This window comes from Duganella hordei (assembly GCF_040369125.1).
GTDB lineage: Bacteria > Pseudomonadota > Gammaproteobacteria > Burkholderiales > Burkholderiaceae_D > Rugamonas > Rugamonas hordei.
This window is the reverse complement of record NZ_BPWI01000009.1, coordinates 189,925-216,059: the sequence shown is the minus strand read 5'-3', so window position 1 is coordinate 216,059 and position 26,135 is coordinate 189,925. Positions and strand designations below refer to the sequence as shown.

General features: G+C 64.5%; 19 protein-coding genes. 9 read left to right on the top strand and 10 right to left on the bottom strand.

What is annotated here, in order from left to right; genetic code table 11:
- Positions 1 to 37: 37 nt before the first annotated feature.
- The 5 genes from ABWW33_RS21120 to ABWW33_RS21100 form a co-directional block, all read right to left on the bottom strand.
- Positions 38 to 2,365, bottom strand: a complete 2,328-nt coding sequence (locus ABWW33_RS21120) for a GH92 family glycosyl hydrolase (RefSeq protein WP_353403607.1) — start codon at positions 2,363 to 2,365, stop codon at positions 38 to 40.
- Positions 2,366 to 2,478: 113 nt separating this feature from the next.
- Entirely contained in the window at positions 2,479 to 3,381 is a 903-nt protein-coding gene (gspK, locus tag ABWW33_RS21115) for a type II secretion system minor pseudopilin GspK (RefSeq protein ID WP_353403606.1), read from the bottom strand.
- A complete protein-coding gene (locus ABWW33_RS21110) occupies positions 3,381 to 4,508 on the bottom strand; it encodes a polysaccharide lyase family 7 protein (RefSeq protein ID WP_353403605.1) in 1,128 nt (375 codons plus the stop codon). Before ABWW33_RS21110 ends, gspK begins: the two co-directional genes overlap by 1 nt.
- A 132-nt stretch (positions 4,509 to 4,640) precedes the next feature.
- The gene (locus tag ABWW33_RS21105) at positions 4,641 to 5,804 is read right to left on the bottom strand and encodes a cyanophycinase (RefSeq protein ID WP_353403684.1); all 1,164 of its coding nucleotides are present in this window, start codon (positions 5,802 to 5,804) and stop codon (positions 4,641 to 4,643) included.
- 44 nt (positions 5,805 to 5,848) lie between these two features.
- Positions 5,849 to 6,802: a MurR/RpiR family transcriptional regulator gene (locus tag ABWW33_RS21100; RefSeq protein WP_353403604.1), complete on the bottom strand. Its 954-nt coding sequence runs from the start codon at positions 6,800 to 6,802 to the stop codon at positions 5,849 to 5,851.
- 119 nt (positions 6,803 to 6,921) lie between these two features.
- Between ABWW33_RS21100 and ABWW33_RS21095 the strand changes: the two genes are divergently transcribed.
- Complete coding sequence (locus ABWW33_RS21095; RefSeq protein ID WP_353403603.1) at positions 6,922 to 7,239, top strand: FlxA-like family protein; 318 nt, start codon at positions 6,922 to 6,924, stop codon at positions 7,237 to 7,239.
- A gap of 87 nt (positions 7,240 to 7,326) precedes the next feature.
- On the opposite strand, the gene ABWW33_RS21090 is transcribed toward ABWW33_RS21095, so the two are convergent.
- Positions 7,327 to 8,328: an NADP-dependent oxidoreductase gene (locus ABWW33_RS21090; protein WP_353403602.1), complete on the bottom strand. Its 1,002-nt coding sequence runs from the start codon at positions 8,326 to 8,328 to the stop codon at positions 7,327 to 7,329.
- Positions 8,329 to 8,462: 134 nt separating this feature from the next.
- Positions 8,463 to 9,062: a TetR/AcrR family transcriptional regulator gene (locus tag ABWW33_RS21085; RefSeq protein ID WP_353403601.1), complete on the bottom strand. Its 600-nt coding sequence runs from the start codon at positions 9,060 to 9,062 to the stop codon at positions 8,463 to 8,465.
- A gap of 39 nt (positions 9,063 to 9,101) precedes the next feature.
- Between ABWW33_RS21085 and ABWW33_RS21080 the strand changes: the two genes are divergently transcribed.
- The 6 genes from ABWW33_RS21080 to ABWW33_RS21055 all read left to right on the top strand — a co-directional run bounded on the left by ABWW33_RS21080 (position 9,102) and on the right by ABWW33_RS21055 (position 18,553).
- On the top strand, positions 9,102 to 10,037 hold the full coding sequence (locus ABWW33_RS21080) for a hypothetical protein (protein ID WP_353403600.1): 936 nt from the start codon (positions 9,102 to 9,104) through the stop codon (positions 10,035 to 10,037).
- Positions 10,025 to 12,481: a hypothetical protein gene (locus ABWW33_RS21075; RefSeq protein ID WP_353403599.1), complete on the top strand. Its 2,457-nt coding sequence runs from the start codon at positions 10,025 to 10,027 to the stop codon at positions 12,479 to 12,481. The genes ABWW33_RS21080 and ABWW33_RS21075 overlap by 13 nt, the downstream gene beginning before the upstream one ends.
- A 194-nt stretch (positions 12,482 to 12,675) precedes the next feature.
- Positions 12,676 to 13,293, top strand: coding sequence for a hypothetical protein (locus ABWW33_RS21070; RefSeq protein ID WP_353403598.1), 618 nt, complete (start codon positions 12,676 to 12,678; stop codon positions 13,291 to 13,293).
- A 104-nt stretch (positions 13,294 to 13,397) separates the two neighbouring features.
- Entirely contained in the window at positions 13,398 to 14,042 is a 645-nt protein-coding gene (locus ABWW33_RS21065) for a glutathione S-transferase family protein (protein WP_353403597.1), read from the top strand.
- A gap of 93 nt (positions 14,043 to 14,135) precedes the next feature.
- Positions 14,136 to 15,500 (top strand): amino acid permease, encoded by a 1,365-nt coding sequence (locus tag ABWW33_RS21060; RefSeq protein ID WP_353403596.1) that lies wholly within the window; start codon positions 14,136 to 14,138, stop codon positions 15,498 to 15,500.
- The gene (locus ABWW33_RS21055) at positions 15,497 to 18,553 is read left to right on the top strand and encodes a sensor histidine kinase (RefSeq protein WP_353403594.1); all 3,057 of its coding nucleotides are present in this window, start codon (positions 15,497 to 15,499) and stop codon (positions 18,551 to 18,553) included. The genes ABWW33_RS21060 and ABWW33_RS21055 overlap by 4 nt, the downstream gene beginning before the upstream one ends.
- Here the strand turns inward: ABWW33_RS21055 and ABWW33_RS21050 are convergent.
- Positions 18,550 to 18,819, bottom strand: a complete 270-nt coding sequence (locus ABWW33_RS21050) for a GlsB/YeaQ/YmgE family stress response membrane protein (RefSeq protein ID WP_176650975.1) — start codon at positions 18,817 to 18,819, stop codon at positions 18,550 to 18,552. The two genes, ABWW33_RS21055 and ABWW33_RS21050, sit on opposite strands and share 4 nt — an antisense overlap.
- 166 nt (positions 18,820 to 18,985) lie before the next feature.
- On the opposite strand from ABWW33_RS21050, the gene ABWW33_RS21045 reads away from it, so the two are divergent.
- Complete coding sequence (locus ABWW33_RS21045; RefSeq protein WP_353403593.1) at positions 18,986 to 20,308, top strand: amino acid deaminase; 1,323 nt, start codon at positions 18,986 to 18,988, stop codon at positions 20,306 to 20,308.
- Here the strand turns inward: ABWW33_RS21045 and ABWW33_RS21040 are convergent.
- Together ABWW33_RS21040 and ABWW33_RS21035 are read right to left on the bottom strand one after the other, a co-directional pair.
- Positions 20,305 to 23,379, bottom strand: a complete 3,075-nt coding sequence (locus tag ABWW33_RS21040) for a response regulator (protein ID WP_353403591.1) — start codon at positions 23,377 to 23,379, stop codon at positions 20,305 to 20,307. The genes ABWW33_RS21045 and ABWW33_RS21040 overlap by 4 nt on opposite strands.
- Positions 23,380 to 24,528: a glycerate kinase gene (locus tag ABWW33_RS21035; RefSeq protein WP_353403590.1), complete on the bottom strand. Its 1,149-nt coding sequence runs from the start codon at positions 24,526 to 24,528 to the stop codon at positions 23,380 to 23,382.
- Between the two features lie 200 nt (positions 24,529 to 24,728).
- Here ABWW33_RS21035 and bcaP point away from each other — a divergent pair, with 200 nt between their 5' ends.
- On the top strand, positions 24,729 to 26,117 hold the full coding sequence (gene bcaP, locus ABWW33_RS21030; RefSeq protein WP_353403589.1) for a branched-chain amino acid transporter BcaP: 1,389 nt from the start codon (positions 24,729 to 24,731) through the stop codon (positions 26,115 to 26,117).
- Positions 26,118 to 26,135: the final 18 nt, after the last annotated feature.

Here is a 26,135-nt window from a genome sequence, read left to right as displayed (position 1 = left end):
CCTGTAATGCGGAGCGGGGCGCACCTACCCCGCTGAATCAATACGCCGTTTGCGTGTAGGGACGCGCGGCGGTGCCTTTGCCCCAATCCATATTCGGCTTGCCGGACATCGTGAATACCAGCTCTCCGCCCGCCGTGATCTGCTCATGGCGCAGGAAGGTCTGCGCCAGCGGCTTGCCGTTCAGGGTCACACCGGCCACGTACACGTTCTCCGCGCTCAAGCCGACGGCGCGGATGGTGAAGGTCTTCCCGTTCGGCAGATTCATGACCGCCTTGTCCAGGAACGGCCGGCCGATCACGTACTCGTTGCTGCCCGGCGCCACCGGATAGAAGCCCAGCGCCGTAAAGGCCAGCCATGCCGACATCTGCCCCAGGTCGTCGTTGCCCGACAGGCCGTCCGGCTTGGCGCTGTACTGCGACGCCACCACCTGGGTCAAGCGCTTCTGCGTCTTCCACGGCGCGCCGGCATAGTTGTACAGGTAGGCCACGTGATGCGATGGCTCGTTGCCATGCGCGTAGTGGCCGATCAGGCCGGAGATATCCTCCATGTGCGCATACACCTTCTCGTCCACCTTGGCGTCGAACATCATGTCGATCTTGTTCTGCAGGCCCGCGTCGCCGCCCAGCATCTTGATCAGGCCCGCGTTATCGTGCGGCATATACCAGGAATACTGCCACGCGCTGCCCTCGGTGTAATCGCTGCCGAAATTGGACAGCACCGGATCGAACGGTTCGCGGAACGTGCCGTCCGATTTCTTCGCCCGCAGGAAGCCGGTCTTCACGTCGAACGAGTTGCGATAGTTTTGCGCCCGCTTGTAGTAGCGCGCCGCGATATCCTTCTTGCCCATCTTCTCGGCCATGCGCGCGATGGTCCAGTCGTCGAACGCGTACTCCACTGTCTTCGACGCCGCTTCCGGCTCCAGGTCGATCGGCACGTAGCCCAGCTTCATGTAGTACTGCAAGCCACCGTACGGACCATATTCGGCGCTGCTGGTCATGGCCTTCAGCGCCTCCTCGGCGTCAAAGCCCTTCAGTCCCTTCATGTAGGCATCGGCGATGACCGGCACCGCGTGATAGCCGATCATGCACCACGTCTCCAGGCCGTGGAACTGCCATACCGGCAGGATGCCGTACGGGCTGGCCTTCTGCGATTCGATCAGCGAGCGCACGAAATCGACGTTGCGCTGTTCGGGCTGGATCAGCGTCAGCAGCGGATGCAGCGCGCGATAGGTGTCCCACAGCGAGAAGGTCGAATGGAAGCGGAAGCCCTGCGCCTGATGCACCTCGTTGTCCGGGCCGCGATAGCGTCCGTCGCGGTCCATGAACAGGCTCGGTGCCAGCATGCTGTGATACAGCGCCGTGTAGACCATCTTGCGCATGTCCGGCGCGGCTTCGATCGCCACCGCGCCCAGCGCCTCGTTCCACGCCGCCGACGCTTTCGCACGCTCGGCATTAAAGTCCCAGCCCGGCATCTCGCTCAGGTTGGCGATGGCGCCCTCCTCGCTGACGGCGGAAATCGCCACCTTCACTTCGAGCTGGCCATCCGGCGGCACGCCGAACTCCAGCGCGCCGACCAGCGCCTTGCCCTCCACCACGGCCTTGTCGCCCGGACCGCTGCCCGGACCGGCGAAGCCCTTGTACTCGACATCGAGCTCCATGTTGCGCAATGCGCGCGAGGTCAGCGGATGCGAGAACGATATCGCGAAATACAGCTGGCGGCCGGCCGCCCAGCCGCGCGTTTCGCGCATGCCGGTGATCAGCGTGTTGTCGCGCACGCGCAGCCGCGACCACAGGTTCTTGGCCTTGTAGTCGTAGATGCTGCTGCGCAGGTCCAGTATCACCTTGGCCTCCGCGCCCTTGGCATACCGGTAGCGGTGCAGGCCGACACGCTCGCTGGCGGTCAGTTCGACATCGACGTCGTTGTCCATCAGCTTGACGGCGTAGTAGCCCGGCTCCGCATGCTCGTCCTGGTGCTTGAAGCGCGAGCGGTAGCCGCTGAACGGACGCTCCGGATAACCCGGCTCCAGCTTGGTCTCGCCGCTGTACGGCATCAGCAGCACGTCGCCCAGGTCGGAATGGCCGGTGCCGGAGAAGTGCGTGTGCGAGAAGCCGAGTATGCTGTCGTCCTCGTAGCGGTAGCCCGACGCCCATGGATAACTCTGGCGGAACGGCCGCACCTGCGTATCGGGACTCAGCTGGATCATGCCAAATGGCCGCGCCGCGCCGGGGAATGTATGGCCGTCGCCGCCGGTGCCGATGAAAACATCGACCGCAGCAGCTGGCGTGGTCTGGCCGGTCGCGATCGACGGCAGTGCAAGGACCAGCGACAGCGCGGCGGCGGTTGAAAAGAGTTTAGTCGCGTTCATTCGGATTCCTGTACAGGGACGATCCGACTTTATAGCCCCGGACAGGGCACCGGTCAATCACTTCCCCGCCGCGATGGGCATTGTTTAGTAAATCCGCTAAACAATGCCCCCGTCTAGTCCTCGCGCGACCATAGCAGTGCGGCGCCGGCCTTCCCTGCTCCGCGCTGTATCAGCCCCTGCATGCGCAGCGTGGCGCGCGCCAGCGTCAGCGTGCTGTCGACCAGGAAGTAGCTGCTCGAGACCTCGTAGCTGACGCCCTCCAGCGTCTCTTTGTCGTTCAGCCGGAACGCGAAGTCGCTGGGTCCAGTGAAATAAGCCTGCCGGCGGCGGCCGATCAGCTCCCGCGCATCCTGCAGCGAAAAGTTGACCACCGTCGTCAGCACCTCCGGCGAAGCCGTGTTCACGTTGACCGGCGTCGCCTCCGGCAGCACGACGGCGAACTCCCGCAAGCGTCCCAGTGCCGCCGGACTGAAACCGGCGATGGTGCGCAGGTCGTCGAGCCGCTGGATATCCATGCCCTTCTGCGCGCCGGCGACGGCTTCCGCCACCCGGTAAGCCAGCCCGGTATCGAGCCGCAGCACCGCCAGCAGCCGCGAAAACGCCGTCACCTGGAACAGGTCGATCTTGCCGCCGGGCGCCAGGTTGCGCAGATTGAAGCGCGACTGCGCGTCGACGATGCGCTGCGCCAACCGGCCGCCGGAGCCCATCCCGCCCGGCCCGGCATCCTGCCCGAGGTAGCGGTCCAGCCTATCCTCCAGCAGCGGCGCGGTCCAGGCGCCGTCCAGCGTGGTGACGTTGGCCTGCGCCGCCGCGTCGAGCAGCGCCAGGCGCGCGGCATCCTGCGCCGCCCGCACTATCAGTTTGCCCTGCAGTTGCAAACGCTGCCCCTCCATGCCGCGCACCAGTACCTGCTGCTGCCAGAAGATACCGGTGACCAGCGTGACGGACAGCGCCGTCAGCAGCAAGGCCGTCACCACGGCCACGCCGCGTTGACGTCCCCTCCGCCGCGCGGGCATTACTGCAGCGCCGTTACCGCGACCTTGGCATGCGTGCCGTCGGCCGACGAATCCTGCGAGTACGCGCCGATCTTGAAGTACAGGTCGATCGCGCTCCACGACGCCGTGTCGTAGGTATAGGACTTGGAAGTGCCGTTCACCGTTACCGTCACCGTCGATCCAACCAGCTTGATGGTGTAGTCGATGTTGTCACCCAGCGCCAGGCCGCTCTTGATGAGGATCTGCTGCTCCGGATCGGCGAAGTGCTGCTTCACGCCCATCAGCACATCGCCATTGGTCCAGCGGATTTTCAGCAGCTCGGAACCGCCGGTCTGCTCGCCATGGATCTGGCCGATGATGATCTTGCCGGTGGCCGGCTGCTGCAGCACCTTCATCGATGCCGACAGCGTATGCGTGCCGCCCATGTTCCAGGTGGCGTTGCCGCGCATTTCGGAGCGGGGATACTCCGAATTGGCGGTCGAGCCGGCGCCGGAAGGCACGTAGAACGTCATCGCGCCGGTGGAGCCGTCGGTGTAGAAATACGGATCGGTGTAGCTGCCGATCGGGCTGACCTGCTTGAGCTGCAGCGAACCGTCCAGCGTCTGCAGCTTATAGCCGGACAGGTCGAAGTTCTGGCCTGGCGCCTTGCCGGTATCGAGGCCGGTGCAACTGCCCGCGCCGTTGGTCCATATCTCCATCTCCGACAGGCTGACCCACTTGTTCACATCGCTGCCCGTGCTCTGCACCCGCACGTACTTGGCCGACTTGTCGCCGAAGGTGTAGGGTTTGAGCTGCGCCGTGGTGCCGCTGTTGGTGCCGTTGAATACGTCGCTCCAGCTGTTGCCGTCGTTCGACGTCTTCAGCGACAGGCTGTATTTGCGCGTATCGCCGTTGTACCACGCCAGGTTGGCGTAAGCGACCTTGTAGCAGCCGCCGAGGTTATATTGCAGCCACTGCGCGCCGGCGGTGGCGTCGGCCGACCAGCGCGTGGCCAGCGAACCGTCGTTGGCGTTGACCGGCAGGTTGGTGTCGCTGCCGCTGGCAGTGATGTTGGAATTGGCGATCGTCAGTTTGGTCTGTGCCGAGGCCGGGGCGAGCGCCGCCAGCAGCACAGCAGCGATCGCCGCCTGAGCTGAAATTTTTTGCATGTCGAGTGTCCCCTGTAGTTTATTTTCGGGTGAATTGCCAATTCATCATACTCAACACACAATTCAAGGTAAACGTTTTTCTAATAATGCGTTGTTTTAACGGAACCAGCGAGTATTTTCAAAGTAAAACGTTTACTTATACCAAGGCCGCGTGATCTGCAGCGGACGCACATCGAGCCGTACATTGAGGATCGTATAGGCGTCGGTGGTGGCGGACGCATAACCGATGCTGTCGGCCGTGCGGGTGAATTTGAACTCGAACCCCAGCTCCTGGAACGGCTCGCCCGGGCCCGCGGTGGCGATACCGATCGCCTCGGTCTGCACGTTGTCGATCAGCTTTTCCAGCATCACCAGCACCGTGTTGTGGCCGAGGACGTCGGTCGAGTAGACCGGATCCTTCTCCTCCGGTTTGAGCGGATCCAGCAGCCCATCGGCCTTGTCCGCCGATGGCGTGTAGCGGCGCGTGGCCAGGTTATAGCGGTCGCCGTGATCGAGATAGCTGATGCGCGCATTCGACAGGTTGAATTCCTTGGCGCCGCTGGTCTTGGCTTGCGACAGGTCGAGCAACAGCGCGCCCTGGTAGCCGATCACCTCCACTTCGTGCTGCGGGCCGATGATCAGCGCCGAATTCTCGTCGATGCCCAGCCCGAGCTTGTAGCCCCTCTTCAGCATCGCGGGCAGCATGCGCGCAAAGCGTCCGCGCGCCAGCAGGTGCTGGTCGACGAAGACGTCGTTGCCGATGAAGCCCAGTCCCGGCGCCAGTTCCACGCCATCGTTGACGCCCTGGCTCAGGGTGCCGAATACGGTCTTGGCGTTGTAGTACATGGTGGCGCTCATGATGGCGGCGCCGGCGCTGCTGCCGGCGATCACGCCGCCGCGCCGGTACACATCCCATATCGCTTCCAGCGCCGCAGTGCGGCTGCCGTCCGCGCGCACCAGCGCCTGCGTGATCAGCGCCTGGTCGCCGCCGGCGAAGTAGACGCCGCCGGCCTGGCGGATCGATGCGGCCAGCGCCGCGTCTTCGGCGTCGCGGCGATAGTCATGATCCTTCAGGCGCACCGCCAACGGCACCACGAACGCCGAGGCGCCGTAGTGGTTCAGGTATCCGGCCAGGTTGGCGCCCGAGCGCACCGGATTGGCCGCGGCAGCCGGAATGACGGCGATACGCGCACCGGCGCCGCCGGCCAGCTTCACGACCCGCTGCCAGATTTCGGCGTTATCGGCACGCAGCGCGCCGCCGACGATGACCAGTGCCCCCTGAGACGCCTGCTCCGCCGCCTGCACGGCCGGCAGCATCACGCAAAGCAAAGCGCAGACCCGGATCACACGAAGAAGATAGCTCACGCCTTGCCCTTTCCCTTGCCGTTCTTGCCGGCCGTCGGGCCGTACAGGTAGGCGGATATCGCCTCCGTCAGTCGCGCGGCCTTCTCCACATTATCCTTGTTCGACACCATCAACGACACCGCCAGCGCTTCAATGATCGCCACGGCGGCCGTCGAGCTGCTCGGCAGGACCGGATGGGTGCTGTTCGCATACAGCACGTGCTGCGACATTTCCACCAGCGGCGAGGCCGGAGCGTCGGTCAGCGCGATGACGCAGGCCTGGTGGTCGCGCGCATACTGCGCCAGGCGGACCACGTCGAGCGCATAGCGTGGGAACGAGATCACCACCAGCACGTCCTCCGCGCCGATAGTGGCCAGATGGCCGGCCGCGACCTCGGTGCCGCCCGCGGCCGCCACCTCCACCACACGATGGCAGAACGGCTGCAGGTGCAGCGACAGCAGGCCGGCCAGATAGTAGGACAATCCAAAACCCAGCACGTACACGGTACGCGCCGCGCCCAGCTTTTGCACCACCTGGTCCATGTCCGCCTGCGATAAGGCGTTGCGGGCGGCGCCGATATTGGCCAGTGCGTACTCCACGCTCTCGCCGCCGGGCCACATCGAACCCTCGCGGTTCTCTATCGAGTGGCGCAGCTTGTCGACCGGCTGCATTTCCGAATGCAGCGTCTCGGCCACGGCGCTGCGCATCGCGGCGTAATTGGCGAAACCGATATCGCGTGCGAAGCGGCTGATGGTCGCGGTGGACACCTGGCAGCCTTCGGCCATTTCATCGATCTTCAGCGCGGTCACCCGCATCGGGTTGCGCAACAGGTAATTCGCGATACTGCGATTCGATGCCGAGCCCTGGGCCAGGACCCCGGACAGCACGTGGCCCAGCGACGACTGCGCAAACGCGACACCCGCCGACGACGATCGAACCGCAGGCGCCGAAACTGGTTTGCTGGTTTTCATGCAGTCCTCGATTTTCGAAAGAACGTAAGGATACTGATATTTCTGGAAATTTCGAGTCGTATTTACACTTATACACAGTTAGTTGACTTACAATGTCAAAAAACCAACCAGGAGTCACAATGGTATCCAGCATTACTTCAGGCGGCGCGCGCAGCGCGGGCGTCGGCTCCGACGCCCAGGCTCAGATTAATGGGCTGCTCGGGAATATCAAGAAGCTGCGCAAACAGATCGCCGCGCTGCAGAAGCAGCTGATGGAAACCAGCGATCCCCAAGCGCGCCTGCAGCTGATCAAGGAGATCGAGGATCTGAACCGCACCGTGCAACTGTTGGAGCGGCAGATCGCGCAAATCGAGGAAAACGAACGGCGCAAGGCGGAGACGCACCGCCAGGCGCAAGCGGACATGAAAAAGGAAGAGGAAGCGCGGCGGCAGCGATAAGATGTAATAGCTCAGTAGCCCGACTCTTGCCCTCCCCGCCATAGGTCCCGGCGTGTGAAACCAGGTCACCGGGGGCTTTGATCGCCTCTATCTCATCTTGACGACGACCTTGCCCCTGGAACGCCCCTGGGCAAGGTATTCAAGGGCTTCCTTTGCCTGTTCGAACGGGAACACCTTGTCGATCACCGGCCGGATGTGCTCTCCCTCCAGGAGTTCGCCGATTTGGGCGAGTTGATCGCCATCGGGACGCACGAACAAAAATGAGTAGGCGACATCCCGCCTTTTCGCAAGGCGGATGATCTTGCGGCTCATCAAGCCGAACACGAACGTCAGCAAGAAGTTCAGCCGTCGAGCGCGGGCGAATGCCGCGTCCAGTGGTCCGACCAGGGATACCATCGTGGCTCCCGGCTTGAGGATATCGACGGTTTTCTCCAACGCGTCCCCCCTGACCGTGCCAAGCACCGCGTCGTAGCCGCGCAGCACTTTCTCGAACTCCTGCTTCTTGTAGTCAACCACCTCGTCCGCGCCAAGGCTGCTCACCAGTTCGACGTTGCCCGTGCTGGTGCTCGTTCCCACCTTGGCGCCCAGGTGCTTTGCCAGTTGGATCGCAAACGTGCCAATACCGCCGGAGCCTGCGGGAATGAACACCTTTTGACCGGCCCGAAGAATGGCGCGTTCATTCAGCGCTTGCCACGAGGTGAGCCCAACCATCGGGATCGATGCCGCCTGCACGAAGTCCAGGTTGGCCGGCTTCATCGCGGCCGCGCTCTCCGGCACCACCGCGAACTCGGCGATCGAGCCTGTGCCCATGTCGAAGATGCTGGCGAAGACCGCATCGCCAGGTCTGAAGCGAGTCACGCTGCTGCCGACCTCCGTCACCACACCGGCCAGATCGCTGCCCAGCGTAGCCGGAAGCCGGAACCGAAGGACGGGTTTGAAGATGCCGGTGGGGATTATGTTGTCGATCGGGTTCACGCCCGCGGCGTGGACCTGAACCAGCAGCTCGTTGGGCTTGAGCGTGGGGCGGGGAACGTCCGAGATGCCGATGTCGGGCGACTTGCCATAGCGTTTGAAGGTGAGCGCTTTCATGATTTTCCTTGTTCCTGACGTAGCGAGGGTTGTGAATGGCGTCGTATGACTCCATGCTGGGGACGTAATTTTTATTTTCGCATGATGATCATCATATTTTTAGGCAAGCGAAGAATTGATGGATTTCAGTGGCGTCAGGCGATGGGCAGGTGCTTCAAGGCAGCCGTAAGCAGGCTGTCGGATAGCGCAGGCTCGTCGACGACGCGGGCCAACAGCAACGTGCCGACCATGGCAGAGATGGTCACGAGGGAGCGCTCGTGGACACCCGGCTGCCCCCAATCCGGCGACTGGCGGGCAACAAGATCGACCATTTCCTTGATGTACCGGGTGGTCACGCGCCGGACTTCGGGCGCTTGACGCACGGTCTCCGAGCCCAGCGCGGCCAGCGGACATCCCTGCTCCACCTGCTCCAGGTTTTCTCGCGAGAGATAGGCGTGGAGCATGTAGGTCAAAGCCTGTTCCGGCGGCACGCTGGCCACGACGTCTGCCGCCACGGCGGCCGACTCCGCGCAGGCCCGCCCCACTGCTTCCGCCAGCATGGCCTCGCGCGAGGCGAAGTGGGCGTAGAAAGCCCCATGGGTCAGCCCGGCCTCCTTCATGATGTCGGCGACTCCGGTTCCGTCATAGCCGCTGCGACGGATCGCCCGCGCAGCGGCGGACACGATGCGCTCATGCGAGGCTTCCTTGGCTGTCGTTCTGGTGGTGGGTTTTGAATTTCGCATGATGATCATCATACACGATTTCAAAAAAATGTGTTGTGAGGCGTTAACCCGTTGTCGCAACGCTTTCCTCGCGATCCGTCCCCACGTCTCCACTGTCGAAAATTTTTACAGCCAAGTTCGACTTCACCTATTTTTATTCACAATTTTATTAATAATCAATGGCTTATCCAGACTGGATCCGAATTTGCTTGGTGGCTGCTGGCGCCACAGCTACAAACTGTATCAATTTTAAATCGTCGTCTGCAAATCGTGGAATTGTTATTTAAACAATGCATTGATGTGACTACCTATCATTGGGAGGCCCGGATGAAAAAATTACAGAAATGGTTGCTGGCCGCATGCTGGTACAGCTTGGCGATGCCGGTCATCGCAGGTCCCATGGTCTCGCTTCATGCGAATCCGGAAAAACTGCATCCACCTGAGAACTTGCTCATCGATATCGTGATCTCGGGTCTGCAGTCCGGCGGCGTAAATACGTTGCTGGGTGCCTTCGATCTCAGCTTAACTTACAACCCATTACTGGTGAATCTATCCACCGGCGCCCCCTCGTCGCTGGGATCCGGCCTAGGTGATCCCACCGATCCACTTCAGGTGATCAAAGGCGCCAACGCGAGCGTACCCGGCGTGTTCGAATTCTTCGAGGTGTCGCTACTGGAAGAATCCGCCAGTACGTGCGTCATCTGTACCGGCCCCTACCTGGCCGACTTGCAGAGCGACAGTTTTACACTGGCGACGCTCAGCTTCTATGCGCCCAGCCTCGTCGGTGCGCCATTCGCGGCGTTCGGTCTGGATGCGGGATCTGCCATTTTTGGCGATGCGGCAGGCAATCCGATTGCGGGGATCCAAGTCCAGCGCGAACTGATCGTCGATATTCCTGAACCGAACCCGTGCCTGCTGTTCGCCTTGGGTGCGTTTGCGGCGGCCGTGGCGAGCAGGCGCCGCTTGCAAGAGCAAATTAAAACAGGGAGGCCAACATGCGCTATCTGAACGTTGTGGCAAGGGCGGTGGCTGCGTGTCATGCCCGCCTCGTCGGGGGGCTGCTGTCTCGCCGGGATGCGCGGGGCCGGTTGCGCTCCGGCGCGGTCATCGCTCTCATTTTGACCTTGTTGTGTGCGACAGACGCCGCTCTGGCAGCTGCGACGTCCAACACGCGCGTATTCGTAACGCCGACGGCCAATCTGCCCATTCTCCGGGCTTCCATCCAGTCCTTGGGCGGTACCGTGTTGGACTTCACCGCGGAGCGAGCTTTCCTGGTGAGGATCGATCCCGTTATGACCGGCGCTCTCGGCGCACTAACGGGCGTGCGGCAAGTGGTAGTGGTGCCGCCACCCAAGGATCAACTCACTCCGGCCACGCCGCGGCTGGGTGATCGGCCTGCAACGCCTGTCGAAGAAGCGGCGATCACACGGTCCTACGCGCGCACGGATACCGTAGCACCGAATGCCTTGTCACTAGATCGTGCTTCGCTTGCAACGTCGGGCGTTCGAGTTCAGGCGGTTCGGCCATCCCAGGTGGACAATAGCTTGTCGATCTTCATGCCCCCCATCGACAGTCAGCAATTCAGCGATTGCACGGCTTGGGCGACTTGCTATTACTACAGCACTTACACCCAGGCCCGTGACGAAGGGGTGGACGTTTCCAAGGGGCTAGGCGATGCGCCTGCCCGTGCCTACATCGGCAGCCCGAGTTTCCTCTATGCGCTAGTCAACAATGGGGCCGACTCCGGTGCCAGCACACAATACGTGGTCAGCCGACTGATCGAACAGGGTTGCACCAGCCAAGCCGCGTGGCCGTACTCGCGCACCGACTACACCACCTGGCCTTCCGAAGCGGCTTGGCTGGATGCGCTAAAATTCAGGGGCACACTGGCACACTGGATCGATGTGCGGGATCTGGATGGCACGGGCAGCGGCATGGAAGCGTTGAAGCAGCACCTCTCCAACGGCCACATCGCAGTGACGCGCGGCGATGTGTACGCCAACTGGTACAGCGGCTTTCGGAACAACGAACCTCCGGGCATCAGCAACGGGGTGCTGTACTCCACCAATGGTCAGTCCTACGTGGGTAGTCATGCGCTTACTATCGTGGGTTTCGACGACAACCGGCCATACACCGTCGGCGGCGTCGTCAAGTACGGCGCGATTCTGGTGGCCAACTCTTGGGGCCCCAACTGGGGAGTCGGCAACAGCTCCGGCCAGGGCGGCGGCTACTTCTGGGTTTCTTATGACTACGCGATGAACCAGTCCAATGGGTTCAACATAGCCTTGTATATCGACGACCGGCCTAACTACAGGCCGCAACTCTATGTCGCCGCAGGCTTGGCGAATTCCCAGCGCGGCCAGTTGAACCTTAAGGGGGGTCTTGGCAATCCGTTCAGCCCGCTGTTCATGTCCTATCAGGCGCTGGACAACTACGGCGGTACGGGCTTGAGCATTAATAGCAATAGCCGCGTGGTCGTCGATTTGAGCGATGGCATCGCAGCGATGGACGCCAACACTCCGGCTTTTGTCAGCCTAACGCTTTCCGCCAGCGCTGCCGAGAGCGCCCGGATCGGCACGGCCGACTTCTTCACCAGTTTTGAGGGTACGGCCATTCCTTCTTCCAATACTCCGGTAATCGTCGGACAAGGCCAAACCGGCACGGCTTCCGTGTTGGTGAAGAACCCTATCGTCAGCTTGGTGGGCGATAAGGATGGTTACGTCGCGGGCGGGTTGCGTGATGTGCCGCCGCGCTCTCAGGCCGTGCAGGACGTGCTGGATGATATTGCGGCTACGCCGGGGCAGTCGCCTGGTGTCAATCTGGATGTCGGCGGTTTCGACCGCCCGGTCGGATTCACCCATGTCTTTGCGCTTCCTGGAAAGGCACGGGTCACCGGCGCCACGTTGAAGCTGCGGCTCAAGGGAACGAACCCGCTCGTGTCCAACGACAGCATTCTTTATCGCGACTCGGTGCCCGTGCGTCAGGGCGTTCGGCTGCCGTTCATCGCCTTGCGCGATCTCAAGCCTTTGTCGGGTCGTGTACCGCATATGGGCGAAGACCTGGAGCTGGAGATTAACCTGGCGAAGGTGCCGCTTCGGACCATCGACCGTGGCTTCGAACCCGGCGGTAGCCTGCCTCCACAGCCGGACGAGTACCGAAACCTGCTCCCCTTGCTGCGCGGCGGCCAGTTCGACATGGTGGTAGGCGACGATGCCATGGTCGACTTCTCGGAGTTGACGGTAACGTTCGTGCCCGCCTCGGCGCGAGTGGGTGATCTCAACGGAGACAACACCGTCGACAACGGCGATGTGGCGATGATCATGGACGCGCTCAACACCTTGGCATCCGGAGTCGACGATCCCAGGGATCTGGACCATGACGGACGGATCACTGTGCTCGATGCCCGCAAGCTGGTCCTGCTGTGTAGCAGGCCGGGCTGCGCGCGCCAGTGATGCGAGCACGTTGCAGGCGCTCGACTTCTTGCGTAAGCACGCCGTCGAACAGGAACATTGACAGAGCACGGAGGCGGCGCGCTCCACGCCGCCCCAAGAGGATTGAAGCAAGTGTTGTCTGATAATTTATATTTACATTTAGAAAATTTAGACTAACATAGCAAAAAATCAACCCAACCAGGAGATTCATTGCTATGGACGTGAAACTGAACTTCATCAACAACTCCAACGACGCCAACAACTCGCAAGTCGTTATCTGCCAGAAGAACGTGGCGACCAACTTCGACGAGCTGGCCGTCGCCTGGACAGTGATTCAGAATTGCGGCCAGGGCGACAACCATCCGTTCAACTACCCAATGACGATGACGGTCGGCGCCAGCGACAGCTGGGGCAACTACATGCCACAACTCGATGCCGAAAACGGCCAACTGTTCCAGGTCACACTGGACACCTCGGGCGACAGGCTGTCGTATGCCGGCCAGGGTACCAGCAGCACCGAAGTCCAGGTGCTCAACAACCTGGCAAAAGGAGCGATCAACGCCGGCATCTACAAGGACCGCAGGCTGCTGGCCATCAAGACCAGCATCGCACCGGGACAGAAAGCCGTGTTCGAGTTCAGGCCGACCATCTGGATCGGCGTGGCCTCGCAAGTGGTACAAGGCGAGTTGATGAACTCGGCCATCATCTCCAATATCAACACCGAACTGTCGCTGCTGGGCATCGTCAGCGCCGACATCGTCATGACCGGCGGCGGTTCCGGCGCCAACTCGGCGCCGTTCATGTTCAACCTGGAAAACATCGTGATGGCCTGAGGCCCTCCAGCCATCCATACCCGAAGCCGGCGGCGCGATTTCGTTTTCGCCCCCCCGGCTTTTACATTAGAATCAACGTCTTTGCATACCGCTCAGGGAACCAGATGGCAGATGTGCCCCCTCTCACGGTTTACGGCGCACAGGCGTCGGGGTCGATCGCCGTCGAGGCGGCACTGACACTGCTTGGTGTTCCGTATTCCCTCATCGAGGGCGCCACTTGGGTGGATGAGGAAGCCAGAGACCGCGTCGCAACGGAAAATCCGATGCGGCAGATCCCAACCTTGGTCATGCCAGACGGAGAGGTCATGACGGAGAGCGCCGCGATACTGATCTACCTCGCGGATCTGTACCCTGGCGCGGGCCTGGCGCCGGCGCCGGAAGACCCTCGGCGGGGTCAGTTTCTGCGATGGATGGTCTACGTATCCTCAGCCATCTACTCGCTCCATTGGATCAAGCCCGATGTCCAGCGCATCGGTGCGCCCGTCGGCGCACGAACGTCCGTGGTCAACGCAGTGCATGAGCGCATCGCATTTTGTTGGAACAACATGGATCGCCAGCTAAAGCCGGGCCGCTATCTTCTTGGTGATGATCTGTCCGTGCTTGACCTCTACGTCACTGTGGTCTCCCGCTTCGGCCCTTGGCGCGATCGTTTCTACGAGGTCGCGCCACGCATGACGCCGGTGGTACGCCGCGTGGACGAAGACCCCCGTCTCACGGCCTTCTGGCGCGAGCGTTTCCCGCAAGACTAGACGCAACCCGCCCAGGCCGGCGGCGCGATTTCTTTTTCACCGCCCGGCTTTTGCATTAGAATCATCGTTTTTGCATACCGCCCAGGGAAACAGATGGCAGATGGTAAGAACGAACTCAAACGGGGCCTGAAGAGCCGGCACATCCAGCTGATCGCGCTTGGCGGCGCCATCGGCACCGGCCTGTTCCTCGGCATCGCCCAAACCATACAGATGGCCGGGCCGTCGGTGCTGCTGGGCTACGGCATGGCCGGCCTGATCGCCTTCTTCATCATGCGCCAGCTGGGCGAGATGGTGGTCGACGAGCCGGTCGCCGGTTCGTTCAGCTACTTCGCCGACAAATACTGCGGCCACCTGGCCGGCTTCACGGCTGGCTGGAACTACTGGGTGCTGTATGTGCTGGTCAGCATGGCCGAACTGTCGGCGGTCGGCATCTACGTCCAGTACTGGTGGCCCGCGATCCCGACCTGGGTTTCGGCGCTGGCCTTCTTCGTCATCATCAACACCATCAGCCTGTCCAACGTCAAGGCCTTCGGCGAGATGGAGTTCTGGTTCGCCATCATCAAGGTGGTCGCCATCGTCGGCATGATCGTGTTCGGCGCCTACCTGCTGTTCTCCGGCAGCGCCGGTCCAGAAGCCACGGTCGCCAACCTGTGGCAACACGGCGGCTTCTTCCCCAACGGGGTCGGCGGCCTGGTCATGGCGATGGCCGTCATCATGTTCTCGTTCGGCGGCCTGGAGCTGATCGGCATCACCGCGGCCGAGGCGGACAATCCATCGCATACCATACCCAAGGCCACCAACCAGGCCATCTACCGCATCCTGATCTTCTACATCGGCGCGCTGGGCATCCTGCTGTCGCTGTACCCCTGGCAGAAGGTGGTCACCGGCGGCAGCCCGTTCGTGCTGATCTTCCATGCGCTAAACAGCAACCTGGTGGCGCACGCGCTGAACGCGGTGGTGCTGACGGCCGCGCTGTCGGTGTATAACAGCTGCGTGTATTCCAACACCCGCATGCTGTACGGCCTGGCCAAGCAAGGCAACGCGCCGCAGGCGCTGCTGAAGTTGAACAAGCGCGGCGCGCCGCTGGCGGCGCTGGGCGTGTCCGCGCTGGCGACCGGCATCTGCGTGGCCGTCAACTACTTCATGCCGGGCAAGGCCTTCGGCTTCCTGATGGGACTCGTCGTCTCGGCGCTGATCATCAACTGGGGCATGATCAGCTGGATCCACCTGCGCTTCCGCGCGCAGAAAAAGGCCGAGGGCCAAACCACCGCGTTCCGCAGCCTGGGCTACCCGCTGACCAACTACCTGTGCCTGGCCTTCCTGGCCGGCATCCTGGTGGTGATGTACATGACGCCGGACCTGCAGCTGTCGGTGTACCTGATCCCGGTATGGCTGGCGGTGCTGGGCGTCGGCTACCAGCTGCGCACCAAAAAGCCAAGCGCCGCAGCGGTGCAATGAACGTGCGGCGCGGCCGGAGCTGGCGTGCCCTCGTCGGCGCCGCCATGCTGTGGCTGGCGTGCGCGCCGGCCGCGGCGCTCAATCCGGACATCCGGCTCGACGACTACAATCACGCCTCATGGACCGCGCGCGACGGCGCGCCGGGCGAGGTAAAAAGCCTGGCGCAGACGCCGGACGGCTGGCTGTGGCTGGGTACCACCACCGGCCTGTTCCGCTTCGACGGCGTGCGCTTCGAACGCTACATCCTGCCGATCAACGGCGAATTCGCCCGCCGCCGCATCACCGAACTGCGCGCGCAGGACAACGGCGACCTGTGGATCAGCTACATGGTCGGCAGCCTGTCGGTGCTGCACAAGGACGGCAGGCTGGAAGACCTGCCCGCATTCGACAGCAAGAACGGCCGCGTCATGACGCTGGCGCCGGACAGCGACGGCGGCGTGTGGATCGCGAGCGACAACGGCCTGTTCCTGCATGCGCACGGCCAGCCGCGCAAGATCGGCCCGGATCAAGGCCTGCCGGAGTTGATGGCAAAGAGCGTACTGCTCGACCAGTACGGCCAGGTCTGGACCATCAATGCCCAGGGCCTGTACCGCCTGGACCGCGCCACCGGAAAATTCCAGCAAGTGCTGGCGCAGGCCAACGACGCCGCGCTGATTCAATCGCCCGACGGCCGCCTGTGGCTGGCCGATGGGCAGCGCCTGCAGCCGGTGCCGTTGGCGCTGAGCCTTCCGCCCGGCTACGCCCCGGCCCGCGCGCTGCCGCGTTCAGCCGGCTTCAATCCGGCCGAATCACGCTGGGCCGGCCAGTTCGACCGTGACGGCAATCTGTGGACCCAGCACTGTCCGCAGGGCTTGTGTGTGGTGGCGCGCGGCGGCCAACGGCAGGACGCATTCACGCCGGTGCGCGACGCCACAGACACGCTGAATCCGCTCACACAGATGTCCGCGCGCGCCGCCAACGTCATCATGGAAGACCGCGAAGGCAATATCTGGATCGCCACCCAGGGTGGCCTCGACCGCTTCCGTGAAAACCGTTTGATACCGGCGCGGGTGCCGCTGTCGGCCGGCATTTTCAGCATGGCCGGCGACACCGAGGGCGGCGTCTGGGCCACCACGCAGAACACCGCCACCGCCTGGCGACTGGCGCCGGGCAAGGCGCCGCAGGAAGAACGCAGCCAGCCGTTCTCGGTGGTGGCCAACGCCCGCGACGGCGCGCTGCTGCTGGCGGGCCGGCGCGAGATCGAGCGCCGCCTGCACGGCCAGGTCAGCAAGATACCGCTGCCGCCGGGTCCCGACGGCCAGCCCACGGACCTCGACGTGCTCGGTCTGCAGGACGACGGCAAGGTGCTGTGGATGGCGGCCTCCAAGGTCGGCCTGATGGGCTACGTGGACGGCCGCTGGCTGCCGCGCAGCGCCTTCACGCTGTCGCCGCGCATCTTCCTCGGCGCGCCAGGGCGCGGCGCCGGCCAGCGCTGGCACGCCACGGCAGACGGCATGCTGGTCTTCAACGACAACGGCAAGATGACCACATACGACGGCCGTGCCCTGGGGCTGATCACCAGCATCACCGCCGGCGAGGACGTCGTGGCCGGCGGCGACCAGGGCCTGGCGGTATTGCAGGGCCAGGGCTTCCGCATGCTCAAGACCGACCGGCCCGACGCGCTGGTCAACATCTCCGGCATGGCCATCACCGCCGACGGCGACCGCTGGCTCAACGGCGCCAAGGGCGTGGTCCACGTGCGCCGCGACGACTGGCGCGACGCCGTCGACCATCCGGACGCGCCGCTGCGCTACGAATTGACCGGCGCCCTGGATGGCTATCCGGGCCAGGCGATGGTGGAGAACCGCCTGCCCAGCGTGTTTGCCGACCGCGCGGGCCAGCTGTGGTTCATGGCCAGCGGCGGCATCGTGCGGCTGGCCCCGGGCCAGATCCGCCGCAACGGCTTCAAGCCGGAAGTGCGGGTGCTGCGCATCGACGCCGGCGCCACCAGCTACGCCGCCAAGGCCGGCCTGCGCCTGCCGCCAGGATCGCAGGACCTGGACATCCAGTTCACCGCGCCCGGCCTCGGCAAGCCCGAGGCGATGCGTTTCCAGTACCGGCTGTCCGGCGTCAACGGCGACTGGCAGGAGGCAGGCGGCCGCCGCACCGCCTACTACACCAACCTCGGCCCGGGCAGCTACAGCTTCCGCGTGCGCGCCTGGAACGACGACGGCGTGCCGGTCGAGCAGGAGGCGCTGCTGGAATTCGAGATCGCGCCGACCTTCGTGCAGAGCATCTGGTTCAAGCTGTTGTGCGTGCTGGCGGCGGCCGGCCTGCTGTACCTGCTTTACCTGCACCGCATGCGCGTCGCCGTCGAACGCGTGGCCGAGCGCATGCACGTGCGCATGGCGGAACGCGAACGCATCGCCCGCACGCTGCACGACACCTTCCTGCAAAGCGTGCAGGCGATCATCCTGCGGCTGGACGTGGTCGTCACCACGCTGCCGCAAGACAGCGCGGCGCGCAAGGCGCTGGAGCCCATCCTCGACAATGCCAGCGACACCGTCGTCGAAGGCCGCGACCAGGTGCACGAGCTGCGCTCCGGCCGCATCGACGACGTCGAGCGCGCCGCGCGCGAGGCCGGCCTCCAGCTGGAAAGCGAGCATCCCGGCACCCGATTCGTGCTGATGGTCTGCGGCGCGCGCGTCAAGCTCGACGCCCTGGTGGCGGAGGAGGCCTGCGAGATCGGCCGCGAAGCGATGCGCAACGCCTTCCATCATGCCGGCGCGGCCCAGGTCGAGGTGCAGCTCATCTACGAACGCGAACACTTCATGCTGCAGGTGGTCGACAACGGCAAGGGCATGACCGCCGCCGAGGTACAGGGCGAGAACAGCCCCCGGCACTACGGCCTGGTCGGCATGCGCGAACGGGCGGCGCGCGCCGGGGGCAAGCTGGACATCGACAGCGCACCCGGCAAAGGCACCCGCGTGACGCTGACCGTTCCGGCCCGCCTGGCCTACGCCGGCGGCGTGCGGCGCTGGTGGCGCCGCCGGCAGCACCCCAAAGCCGCCTAGCGCAACCGGCCGCGCCGCAGCAGGTTGACAACGGCCAGCAGCACCAGCGCGCCGACGAAGGATACCGCCAGCGATTCGACGCTGAAGTCGTTCGCATTGATGGTGCCGGTGCCCAGCATGGGCGCCAGCAGCCAGCCGCTGAGCAGCGCGCCGACTATGCCGACCACGACGTTCAGCACCAGCCCCTGCTGCGCGTCGGTTCGCATGACCAGGCTGGCCAGCCAGCCCAGTATTCCTCCCACCACTATCCAGATGATGATATTCATCGTACTCCTCCGTGTGATCAACGCGGCCGGCGGCCGCTGTGTGACGATTATCCAAAGCCCGGTCGTTCGCGCCTATCGGAGTTGGCGCCGCCACGGCGTCGGACTGCTCCTGCCTCGCGACGGAGTAAAATGGCGGCAAGCACATGCACTCTGAACGGGACCACACTTGAACCGCACCGCCCCAGCCTCCATCACCAAGCTTGAACAGCAGCTGCTGCAGCCCGGCGTCAAGGGACTGCCGATCACCATGCCGCTGCGCCAGGCGGACATCGCAGCCCAGCACTGGAACGTGCTGCGGGCGGAGACCGGCTTTCCGGTGGCGCTGCTGAAGATCCCGGCGCTGGAGCACAACCTGCAATGGATGCGGCGCTTCTGCGCGCAGTACGGCGCGCAACTGGCGCCGCACGGCAAGACCACGATGAGCCCCCAGCTGTTCGACGCCCAGCTGTCCAACGGCGCCTGGGGCATGACGCTGGCCACCGCCGCGCAAGTGCAGGTTGCCTACCGCTTCGGCGTGCGGCGCGTGCTGATGGCCAACCAGCTGGTGGCGCCGGCCGACATCCACGCCATGCTGACGCTGATGCAGCGCGATCCATCGTTCGAGTTCTACGCGCTGGTCGATTCCAGCGCCGGCGTGGCGCGCCTGTCGCAGGCGGCGAAAAAGCTGGGCATGCAGCGGCCCTTGCCGCTGCTGGTGGAGCTTGGCCTGGCCGGCAAACGCGCCGGCTGCCGGAGCACGGACCAGGCCCTGGCGCTGGCGCGCGAGGTCGCCGCCGCGCCCTGCCTCGAACTGGCCGGCATGGAGGGCTACGAGGGCCTGCTGCACAGCCACGACGCGGAGCAGGACCGCGAGGCCGTCGGCGGCTTTGTCGGTCAATTGTCCGAGCTGCTGCGCCAGGCCGACGCCGAGCAGCTGTTCACGCGCGACCAGATCCTGCTATCGGCGGGCGGCTCCGCCTACTTCGACCTGGTCGCCGCAGGCTTCGCGCAGGTCAAGGGCTTGTCGCGCACGGTGCTGCCGGTGCTGCGCAGCGGCTGCTACCTGACCAGCGACCACGGCTTCTATAACGGCATGATCGCCCAGCTCAACGAGCGCGAAGGCACGGCGCAGGACCAGGGCCTGCGGCCGGCGCTGGAAGTGTGGAGCATGGTGCTGTCGCGTCCCGAGCCGACGCTGGCGATACTGGGCATGGGCAAGCGCGACGCCTCCTACGACATGGACCTGCCGCGCGCCCTGCTGTCGCACCGTCCGGGCACGGCGGCGGCCAGGCCCGCGGCATTGCCGGACGGCTGCCGCATCGAGAAAATGAACGACCAACACGCCTATCTGCGGCTGCCGGAGGGCCATGCCATCGGCGCGGAACTGGAGGTCGGCGACCTGATAGGCTGCGGCATTTCGCACCCCTGCACCACCTTCGACAAGTGGCCGCTGATCCTGGCGGTGGACGACGACTACGGCGTGCGCCACGCCGTCAATACCTTCTTTTAGGCCGCGCCTGCGGGCAGGTGCTTTTTCATGACGGCGAACATCTGCTCGACGTCGATCGGCTTGCCGATGAAATCGTCCATGCCGGCTGCGATGCACTGCTCGCGCTCGGACTCCATCACGCCGGCCGTCATCGCGATCACCGGCAAGGCCAGCGCCAGTTCGGTGCGAATCGCGCGCGTCGCCGCAAAGCCGTCCATGACCGGCATCTGCACGTCCATCAACACCATGTCGTAGCCGCTGCTCTCGCGCAGGCGCGCAAGCGCGGCCTCGCCGTTGTCCGCCACCGTCACCACGGCGCCGGCGTGTTCAAGGATGCCGCGCGCCACATGCTGGTTGATCAGGTTGTCCTCCACCAGCAGCACGCGCAGGCCCGCAAACGCCGGTGCCGCCACCGGATCGCCGTCCACCGCGCCAACCGGGCGATGCGCCAGCGCCGTCTGCATCGCGTCGAACAGTGTGGACGATGTCACCGGCTTGGTCAGGAATGCCGACGCGCTGTTCGACGCGGCTTCCTCTACCAGCTTGTTGCGCCCGAACGCGTTGACCATGCAGATCACCGGCACGCCCGGCATCTGCCGCTGGATCGCGCTCATGGCGGCCGGACCGTCCATGCCGGGCATCTGCCAGTCCACCAGCGCCGCATCGTAAGTCCGTCCGCCATCCAGCAGCTCCAGCGCTTCCTCGCCCGAGGCCACGACATCGCAGGTCCAGTTCCAGCCCATGATGGTCTTGCCGAGGAAGGAGCAGCTGGTCGGGTTGTCGTCCACCACCAGCAGGTGCAGACGGCCGGCCTGCTTGCCGGTCTCCGCCGCCGCCTCGCCGGAAGGGTTCATCGGCAGCGTAAACGCAAACGTGCTGCCCTCCCCGACCACGCTGTGCACGGCGATGGTCCCGCCCAGCAGCTCGATCAGGCCCTTGGAGATCGTCAGTCCCAGCCCGGTGCCGCCGAAGCGCCGTGTGGTCGACAGGTCGCCCTGCGTGAACGGCGAGAACAAACGCGCCAGCTGTTCCCCGCTCATGCCGATGCCGGTGTCGCGCACGGTAAAGCGCAGCATCAGCAGCGGGCCGTCGCCGTCCGCGCGCTCCACCAGCACCGACACCTCGCCCTGCGCGGTGAACTTGATGGCGTTGCCGGTCAGGTTGACCAGTATCTGCTGCAGGCGCAGCGCGTCGCCCACCAGCATGCGCGGCACGTCCAGCTCCACGCCGATGCACAGCTCCAGGTTCTTTTCGCCGACGCTGACGCTCATGATGCTGGCCAGCGAATGCAGCACCTCGTCCAGATGGAAGCTCGCCGGATGGATTTCGATCTTCCCGGCGGTCATCTTGGAGTAGTCCAGAATATCGTTCAGTATCCCCAGCAGCGACTGCCCGGAAGCCCGTATCATCTCCAGGTACCGTGCCTGCTCCTGCGACAGCCCGGTGGTGCTGAGCAAATGCGCCATGCCCAGCACGGCGTTCATCGGCGTGCGCAGTTCGTGGCTCATATTGGCCACGAAGATATCCTTGGCGGCGCTGGCGATCTGCACCTGCTCCATCGCCTGCCGCAGTTCCGTTTCGGCGCGCTTCTGCTCCGTGACGTCGCGCACGATGCCGACGAACAGCGGCTGGCCTTCGACATGCAGCGCCCGTATCGACAGCTGCAGCGCGAAGGTGGTGCCGTTCTTGCGCAGTCCCTCCAGCTCGACATTGTTCTTGCCTACCACCGTCGGCGCGCCGCCGCCAAGGTAGCGCTTCATGCCCGCGTCATGCGCGCCCCGCATCCGCTCCGGCATCAGCCGCACGATGTTGGAGCCGACCGCCTCCTCCGTCGTATAGCCGAAAATGCCCGAGGCGGCGCGGTTGAACGATTCGATCACGCCACTGGCGTTGATGGTGATGATGCCGTCGCCGACGTTTTCCATCACGGTGCGCGTGCGCAGCTCCTTGTCGATCGCCTCGCGCCGGGCCGATTGCAGTTGCAGCGTGCGTTCCTCGATCACGCTTTCCAGGCGGTCGCGGTACTGCTGCAGTTCCGTCTCCACCGCGTGCAGCGTCTGCAGGGCATCGTCGGCCTCGAGGAAGGTCGGCCGCGCGCGCCCGCGCCCGGAGACGGCGCCGCCGCGCCCCAGCGCGGTCGCCGCCAGCGACAGCATGCTGACCGAATCGCCGATGCGGCGCGCAAAGTACCAGGCCATCGCGACGCCCATCGCCAGCAGCCCCGCCACCAACAGGCTGATCCACCTGATCGATTTCAGCATCTCCGCCAGCACCGTGCTGCGCGGGACGGCGATCACCACCGCCCATCCGGTGGCCGTCGAATGGCTGATCATCGAATACACCGGCGTCCCCTCGTGGGTGGTCGATTCGATCACCGCGTCGCCGCTGCGCCCCATCTGCGCCAGCAGCGAGGGCGAGCCAGGTTTGCCGATGTATTTTTCAGGTTCGAGTGTGCGCGCCACAGTCACGCCCTGCGTATCGAAAATGCCGGCCACCCGTCCCTTCGACAATCCCTGTTCCATCAACACCTTGCCCAGGCGCTCCGGCACGAAGCCCACCGAGATACAGTAGATCACCTTGCCGTCGCGGATCACCGGCACGTGCACCGCCACCAGCGGTCGTTTCAGCGCGCCGCCGATAAACACATCCGACACCACCGTCCGCCCGGTATCGAACACCTTGCGGATGCGTTCGAGGCTGCCCGGATCGGCCATCGATCCGCCGAACGGCCGCACGGTGTTGAGCAGCTGGACCGAGTCGCGGTCGCTCAGCACGAAATTAAAGCCGGGGAATTCGGGACCCAGTGCCCGCGTGGCCTGGCGGTGGAACGCGGCCAGGTCGCCCCGGTCCAGGCTGGGCGAGTGGCTCAAGGCCAACGCCAGGGAGATGCCGGTGTTCAGGTCGCGGTCGACCACCCGCATCAGGGCGCGCGCGGTGATCAGCGCCTCATGCTGGATCTGCGCGCGTTCGCGCTCGAAGAAGTTATTTGCCAACAGCGCAAAGCCGACAACGGCCGGCAGCGCGCAGGCCCACACCAAAGTGTAGATCTGCGTCCGGATCGACGGCAGCGGGCGTCGGGCGGCTGGCTTCATCTACAACCTGGCGCCCAGGCTGAGCACCGCCGCCACGTTGCGCGCGGCGCTGCGCACGTTCTGCGCCGCCTCGGCCAGCGCCTGCTCGACGCTGCACGGGCGAGCGACCGCCGCGAACACGGCGTCAATGCCGTGCTGGTGCACCACGCCGGCGCCCGGCGCCAGACAGCCGGCGATGCCGATCACCGGCTTGCCGTGCCGCTGCGCCACGCGCGCCACGCCGATCGGCGTCTTGCCGTGGATGGACTGGCTGTCGATGCGGCCTTCGCCGGTGATCACCAGGTCGGCGTCTGCCACGGCCGCATCCAGCCCGACCGCCGCCGTCACGATCTCGCTGCCGGGACGCAGCCGGCCGCCGAGGAACACCAGCATCGCCGCCGCGATGCCGCCGCCGGCGCCGGAGCCCGGCACATCGGCCACCTCGGCCAGCTGCCGCCCCAGGTCGCGGGCGACGATGGCGGCGTAGTGGCGCAGGTTGTCGTCCAGTTGCAGGACCGTGGCGACATCGGCGCCTTTTTGCGGGCCGAAGATATGCGAGGCTCCCTGCGGGCCGACCAGCGGGTTGCTGACGTCGCAGGCGACGTCGAATTGCGCCTCGGCGATGCGCGCATCGAGACCGGCGGCATCGATCCGGGCCAGCGCGCGCAAGGCGCCGCCGCCGGCGCACAGCTCGGCGCCGCCGGCATCGAGCATGCGCACGCCCAGCGCCTGCAGCATGCCGGCGCCGCCGTCGTTGGTGGCGCTGCCGCCCACGCCCAGCACGAAGCGCCGCGCGCCGGCGTCGAGCGCATGGCGTATCAACTCGCCGGTGCCGTAGCTGGTGGTGCGTAGCGGATCGCGCTGCGCGGGCGCCAGCAGTTCCAGTCCGCTGGCGGCGGCCATTTCGATCACCGCTGTTTTCCCATCCCCCATCATGCCGTAGAACGCGGCGACCGGCGCGCCCAGCGGGCCGGCGACCTGCAGCTCGATGCGGCGCCCGCCGCTGGCGTCTATCATCGCCTGCACCGTGCCTTCGCCGCCGTCGGCCACCGGCAGCTTGCGATACTCGGCGTCCGGGAAGAACTCGCGGAAGCCGGCCTCGATTTCATTGGCCACCTCCATCGCGGTCAGGCTCTCCTTGAACGAGTCGGGCGCAATCACAATTTTCATCAGGGAAACCCAATCAACAGTCGATACAGCAAGTATCGCACCAAACAGCAACATGCTGGCCGCCGATTCGCGGATTTGGCTTGCCCATATAACAACAACCTCGGCACAAGCGCCAACTTCCTGTATTATTTGCCGTTGCCTGAAACGGCTCATGAGGCCGTCTTGGGAACAGAGATAAACACAATAAAATTGGAGCCATTTTGAGCATCTTTAGAACAAAGAACCTTGACGACATGATCGCCAACAGCCGCAAACCCGGCGGCCTGGCAAAAGTACTCGGTCCCTTCGACCTGATCCTGATGGGTATCGGCGCCATCGTCGGCACCGGCATCTTCGTCCTGACCGGCACCGGCGCCGTCACCGCCGGCCCCGCGCTGACGCTGTCGTTCATCGTCGCCGCCATCGCCTGCGGCTTTGCCGCGCTGTGCTACGCGGAATTCGCTTCCACCATCCCGGTGGCCGGCTCCATCTACACCTACACTTACGCCACCCTCGGCGAACTGGCCGCCTGGATGATAGGCTGGGACCTGCTGCTCGAATACGGCCTGGCCACGTCGGCGGTATCGGTCGGCTGGTCCGGCTACTTCCAGTCGCTGATCGCCGGCTTCGGCATCCATCTTCCGGTCGCCTTGACGGCCGCTCCCGGCGCGCTGCCCGGCGTGCACACGCTGATCAACCTGCCGGCGCTGTGCATCATGCTGGTGCTGACCGCGATGCTGAGCTGGGGCGTGCGTGAATCGGCCCGCCTGAACAACGTCATGGTGGCGATCAAGGTCGGCGTGGTGCTGCTGTTCATCGTGGTCGGCGCGCGTCACGTGCAGCCGGCCAACTGGCAGCCGTTCCTGCCGTTCGGCTACAACGGCATGCTGAGCGCCGCCGCGCTGGTGTTCTTCGCCTTCATCGGCTTCGACGCCGTGACCTCGGCCGCCGAGGAAGTGAAACGCCCCGAGCGCGATCTGCCGATCGGCATCATCGGTTCGCTGGCCGCCTGCACCATCCTGTACGTGGTGGTGTCGGCCATCATGACCGGCATCGTGCCGTACCAGCAATTCCTCGGCATCGACCATCCGGTGTCGCTGGCGCTGCAGCACGCGGGCGAGAACTGGTTCGCCGGCTTCGTCGACCTGGGCGCGATCCTGGGCATGACCACCGTGATCCTGGTGATGGCCTACGGCCAGACCCGCATCATCTTCGCCATGTCGCGCGACGGCCTGCTGCCGAAGCGCCTGTCGAAGGTGCATCCGCGCTTCCACACGCCGTTCTTCGCCACCTGGCTGGTCGGCATCGTGTTCGGCCTGATCGCCGCCGTGGTGCCGCTGAACGTGCTGACGGAGCTGATCAACATCGGCACGCTGGCCGCATTCAGCCTGGTGTCGATCGCCGTGATCATCCTGCGCAAAACCCGCCCAGACCTGAAGCGCGCCTTCCGCTGCCCGGGCGTGCCGGTGATCCCGGCGCTGGCCGTGATCTTCTGCGTCATGCTGATGACCTATCTGAGCTCGTTCACCTGGATCGCCTTCGTGATCTGGCTGGTGATCGGCCTGGCGATCTACTTCGGCTACGCCCGCAAGCGCTCGGAACTGAACTAAGTATCTGAATTATCTTCG

Coding starts and splice junctions, on each gene's coding strand:
- ABWW33_RS21110 (WP_353403605.1), bottom strand. CDS start 4,508: ATGCAAAAAATTTCAGCTCAGGCGGCGATCGCTGCTGTGCTGCTGGCG.
- gspK (WP_353403606.1), bottom strand. CDS start 3,381: ATGCCCGCGCGGCGGAGGGGACGTCAACGCGGCGTGGCCGTGGTGACG.
- ABWW33_RS21105 (WP_353403684.1), bottom strand. CDS start 5,804: ATGCTGCCGGCCGTGCAGGCGGCGGAGCAGGCGTCTCAGGGGGCACTG.
- ABWW33_RS21065 (WP_353403597.1), top strand. CDS start 13,398: ATGGCAGATGTGCCCCCTCTCACGGTTTACGGCGCACAGGCGTCGGGG.
- ABWW33_RS21040 (WP_353403591.1), bottom strand. CDS start 23,379: ATGAAGCCAGCCGCCCGACGCCCGCTGCCGTCGATCCGGACGCAGATC.
- ABWW33_RS21070 (WP_353403598.1), top strand. CDS start 12,676: ATGGACGTGAAACTGAACTTCATCAACAACTCCAACGACGCCAACAAC.
- ABWW33_RS21050 (WP_176650975.1), bottom strand. CDS start 18,819: ATGAATATCATCATCTGGATAGTGGTGGGAGGAATACTGGGCTGGCTG.
- ABWW33_RS21095 (WP_353403603.1), top strand. CDS start 6,922: ATGGTATCCAGCATTACTTCAGGCGGCGCGCGCAGCGCGGGCGTCGGC.
- ABWW33_RS21075 (WP_353403599.1), top strand. CDS start 10,025: ATGCGCTATCTGAACGTTGTGGCAAGGGCGGTGGCTGCGTGTCATGCC.
- ABWW33_RS21055 (WP_353403594.1), top strand. CDS start 15,497: ATGAACGTGCGGCGCGGCCGGAGCTGGCGTGCCCTCGTCGGCGCCGCC.
- ABWW33_RS21090 (WP_353403602.1), bottom strand. CDS start 8,328: ATGAAAGCGCTCACCTTCAAACGCTATGGCAAGTCGCCCGACATCGGC.
- ABWW33_RS21085 (WP_353403601.1), bottom strand. CDS start 9,062: ATGATGATCATCATGCGAAATTCAAAACCCACCACCAGAACGACAGCC.
- ABWW33_RS21100 (WP_353403604.1), bottom strand. CDS start 6,802: ATGAAAACCAGCAAACCAGTTTCGGCGCCTGCGGTTCGATCGTCGTCG.
- ABWW33_RS21035 (WP_353403590.1), bottom strand. CDS start 24,528: ATGAAAATTGTGATTGCGCCCGACTCGTTCAAGGAGAGCCTGACCGCG.
- ABWW33_RS21120 (WP_353403607.1), bottom strand. CDS start 2,365: ATGAACGCGACTAAACTCTTTTCAACCGCCGCCGCGCTGTCGCTGGTC.
- ABWW33_RS21060 (WP_353403596.1), top strand. CDS start 14,136: ATGGCAGATGGTAAGAACGAACTCAAACGGGGCCTGAAGAGCCGGCAC.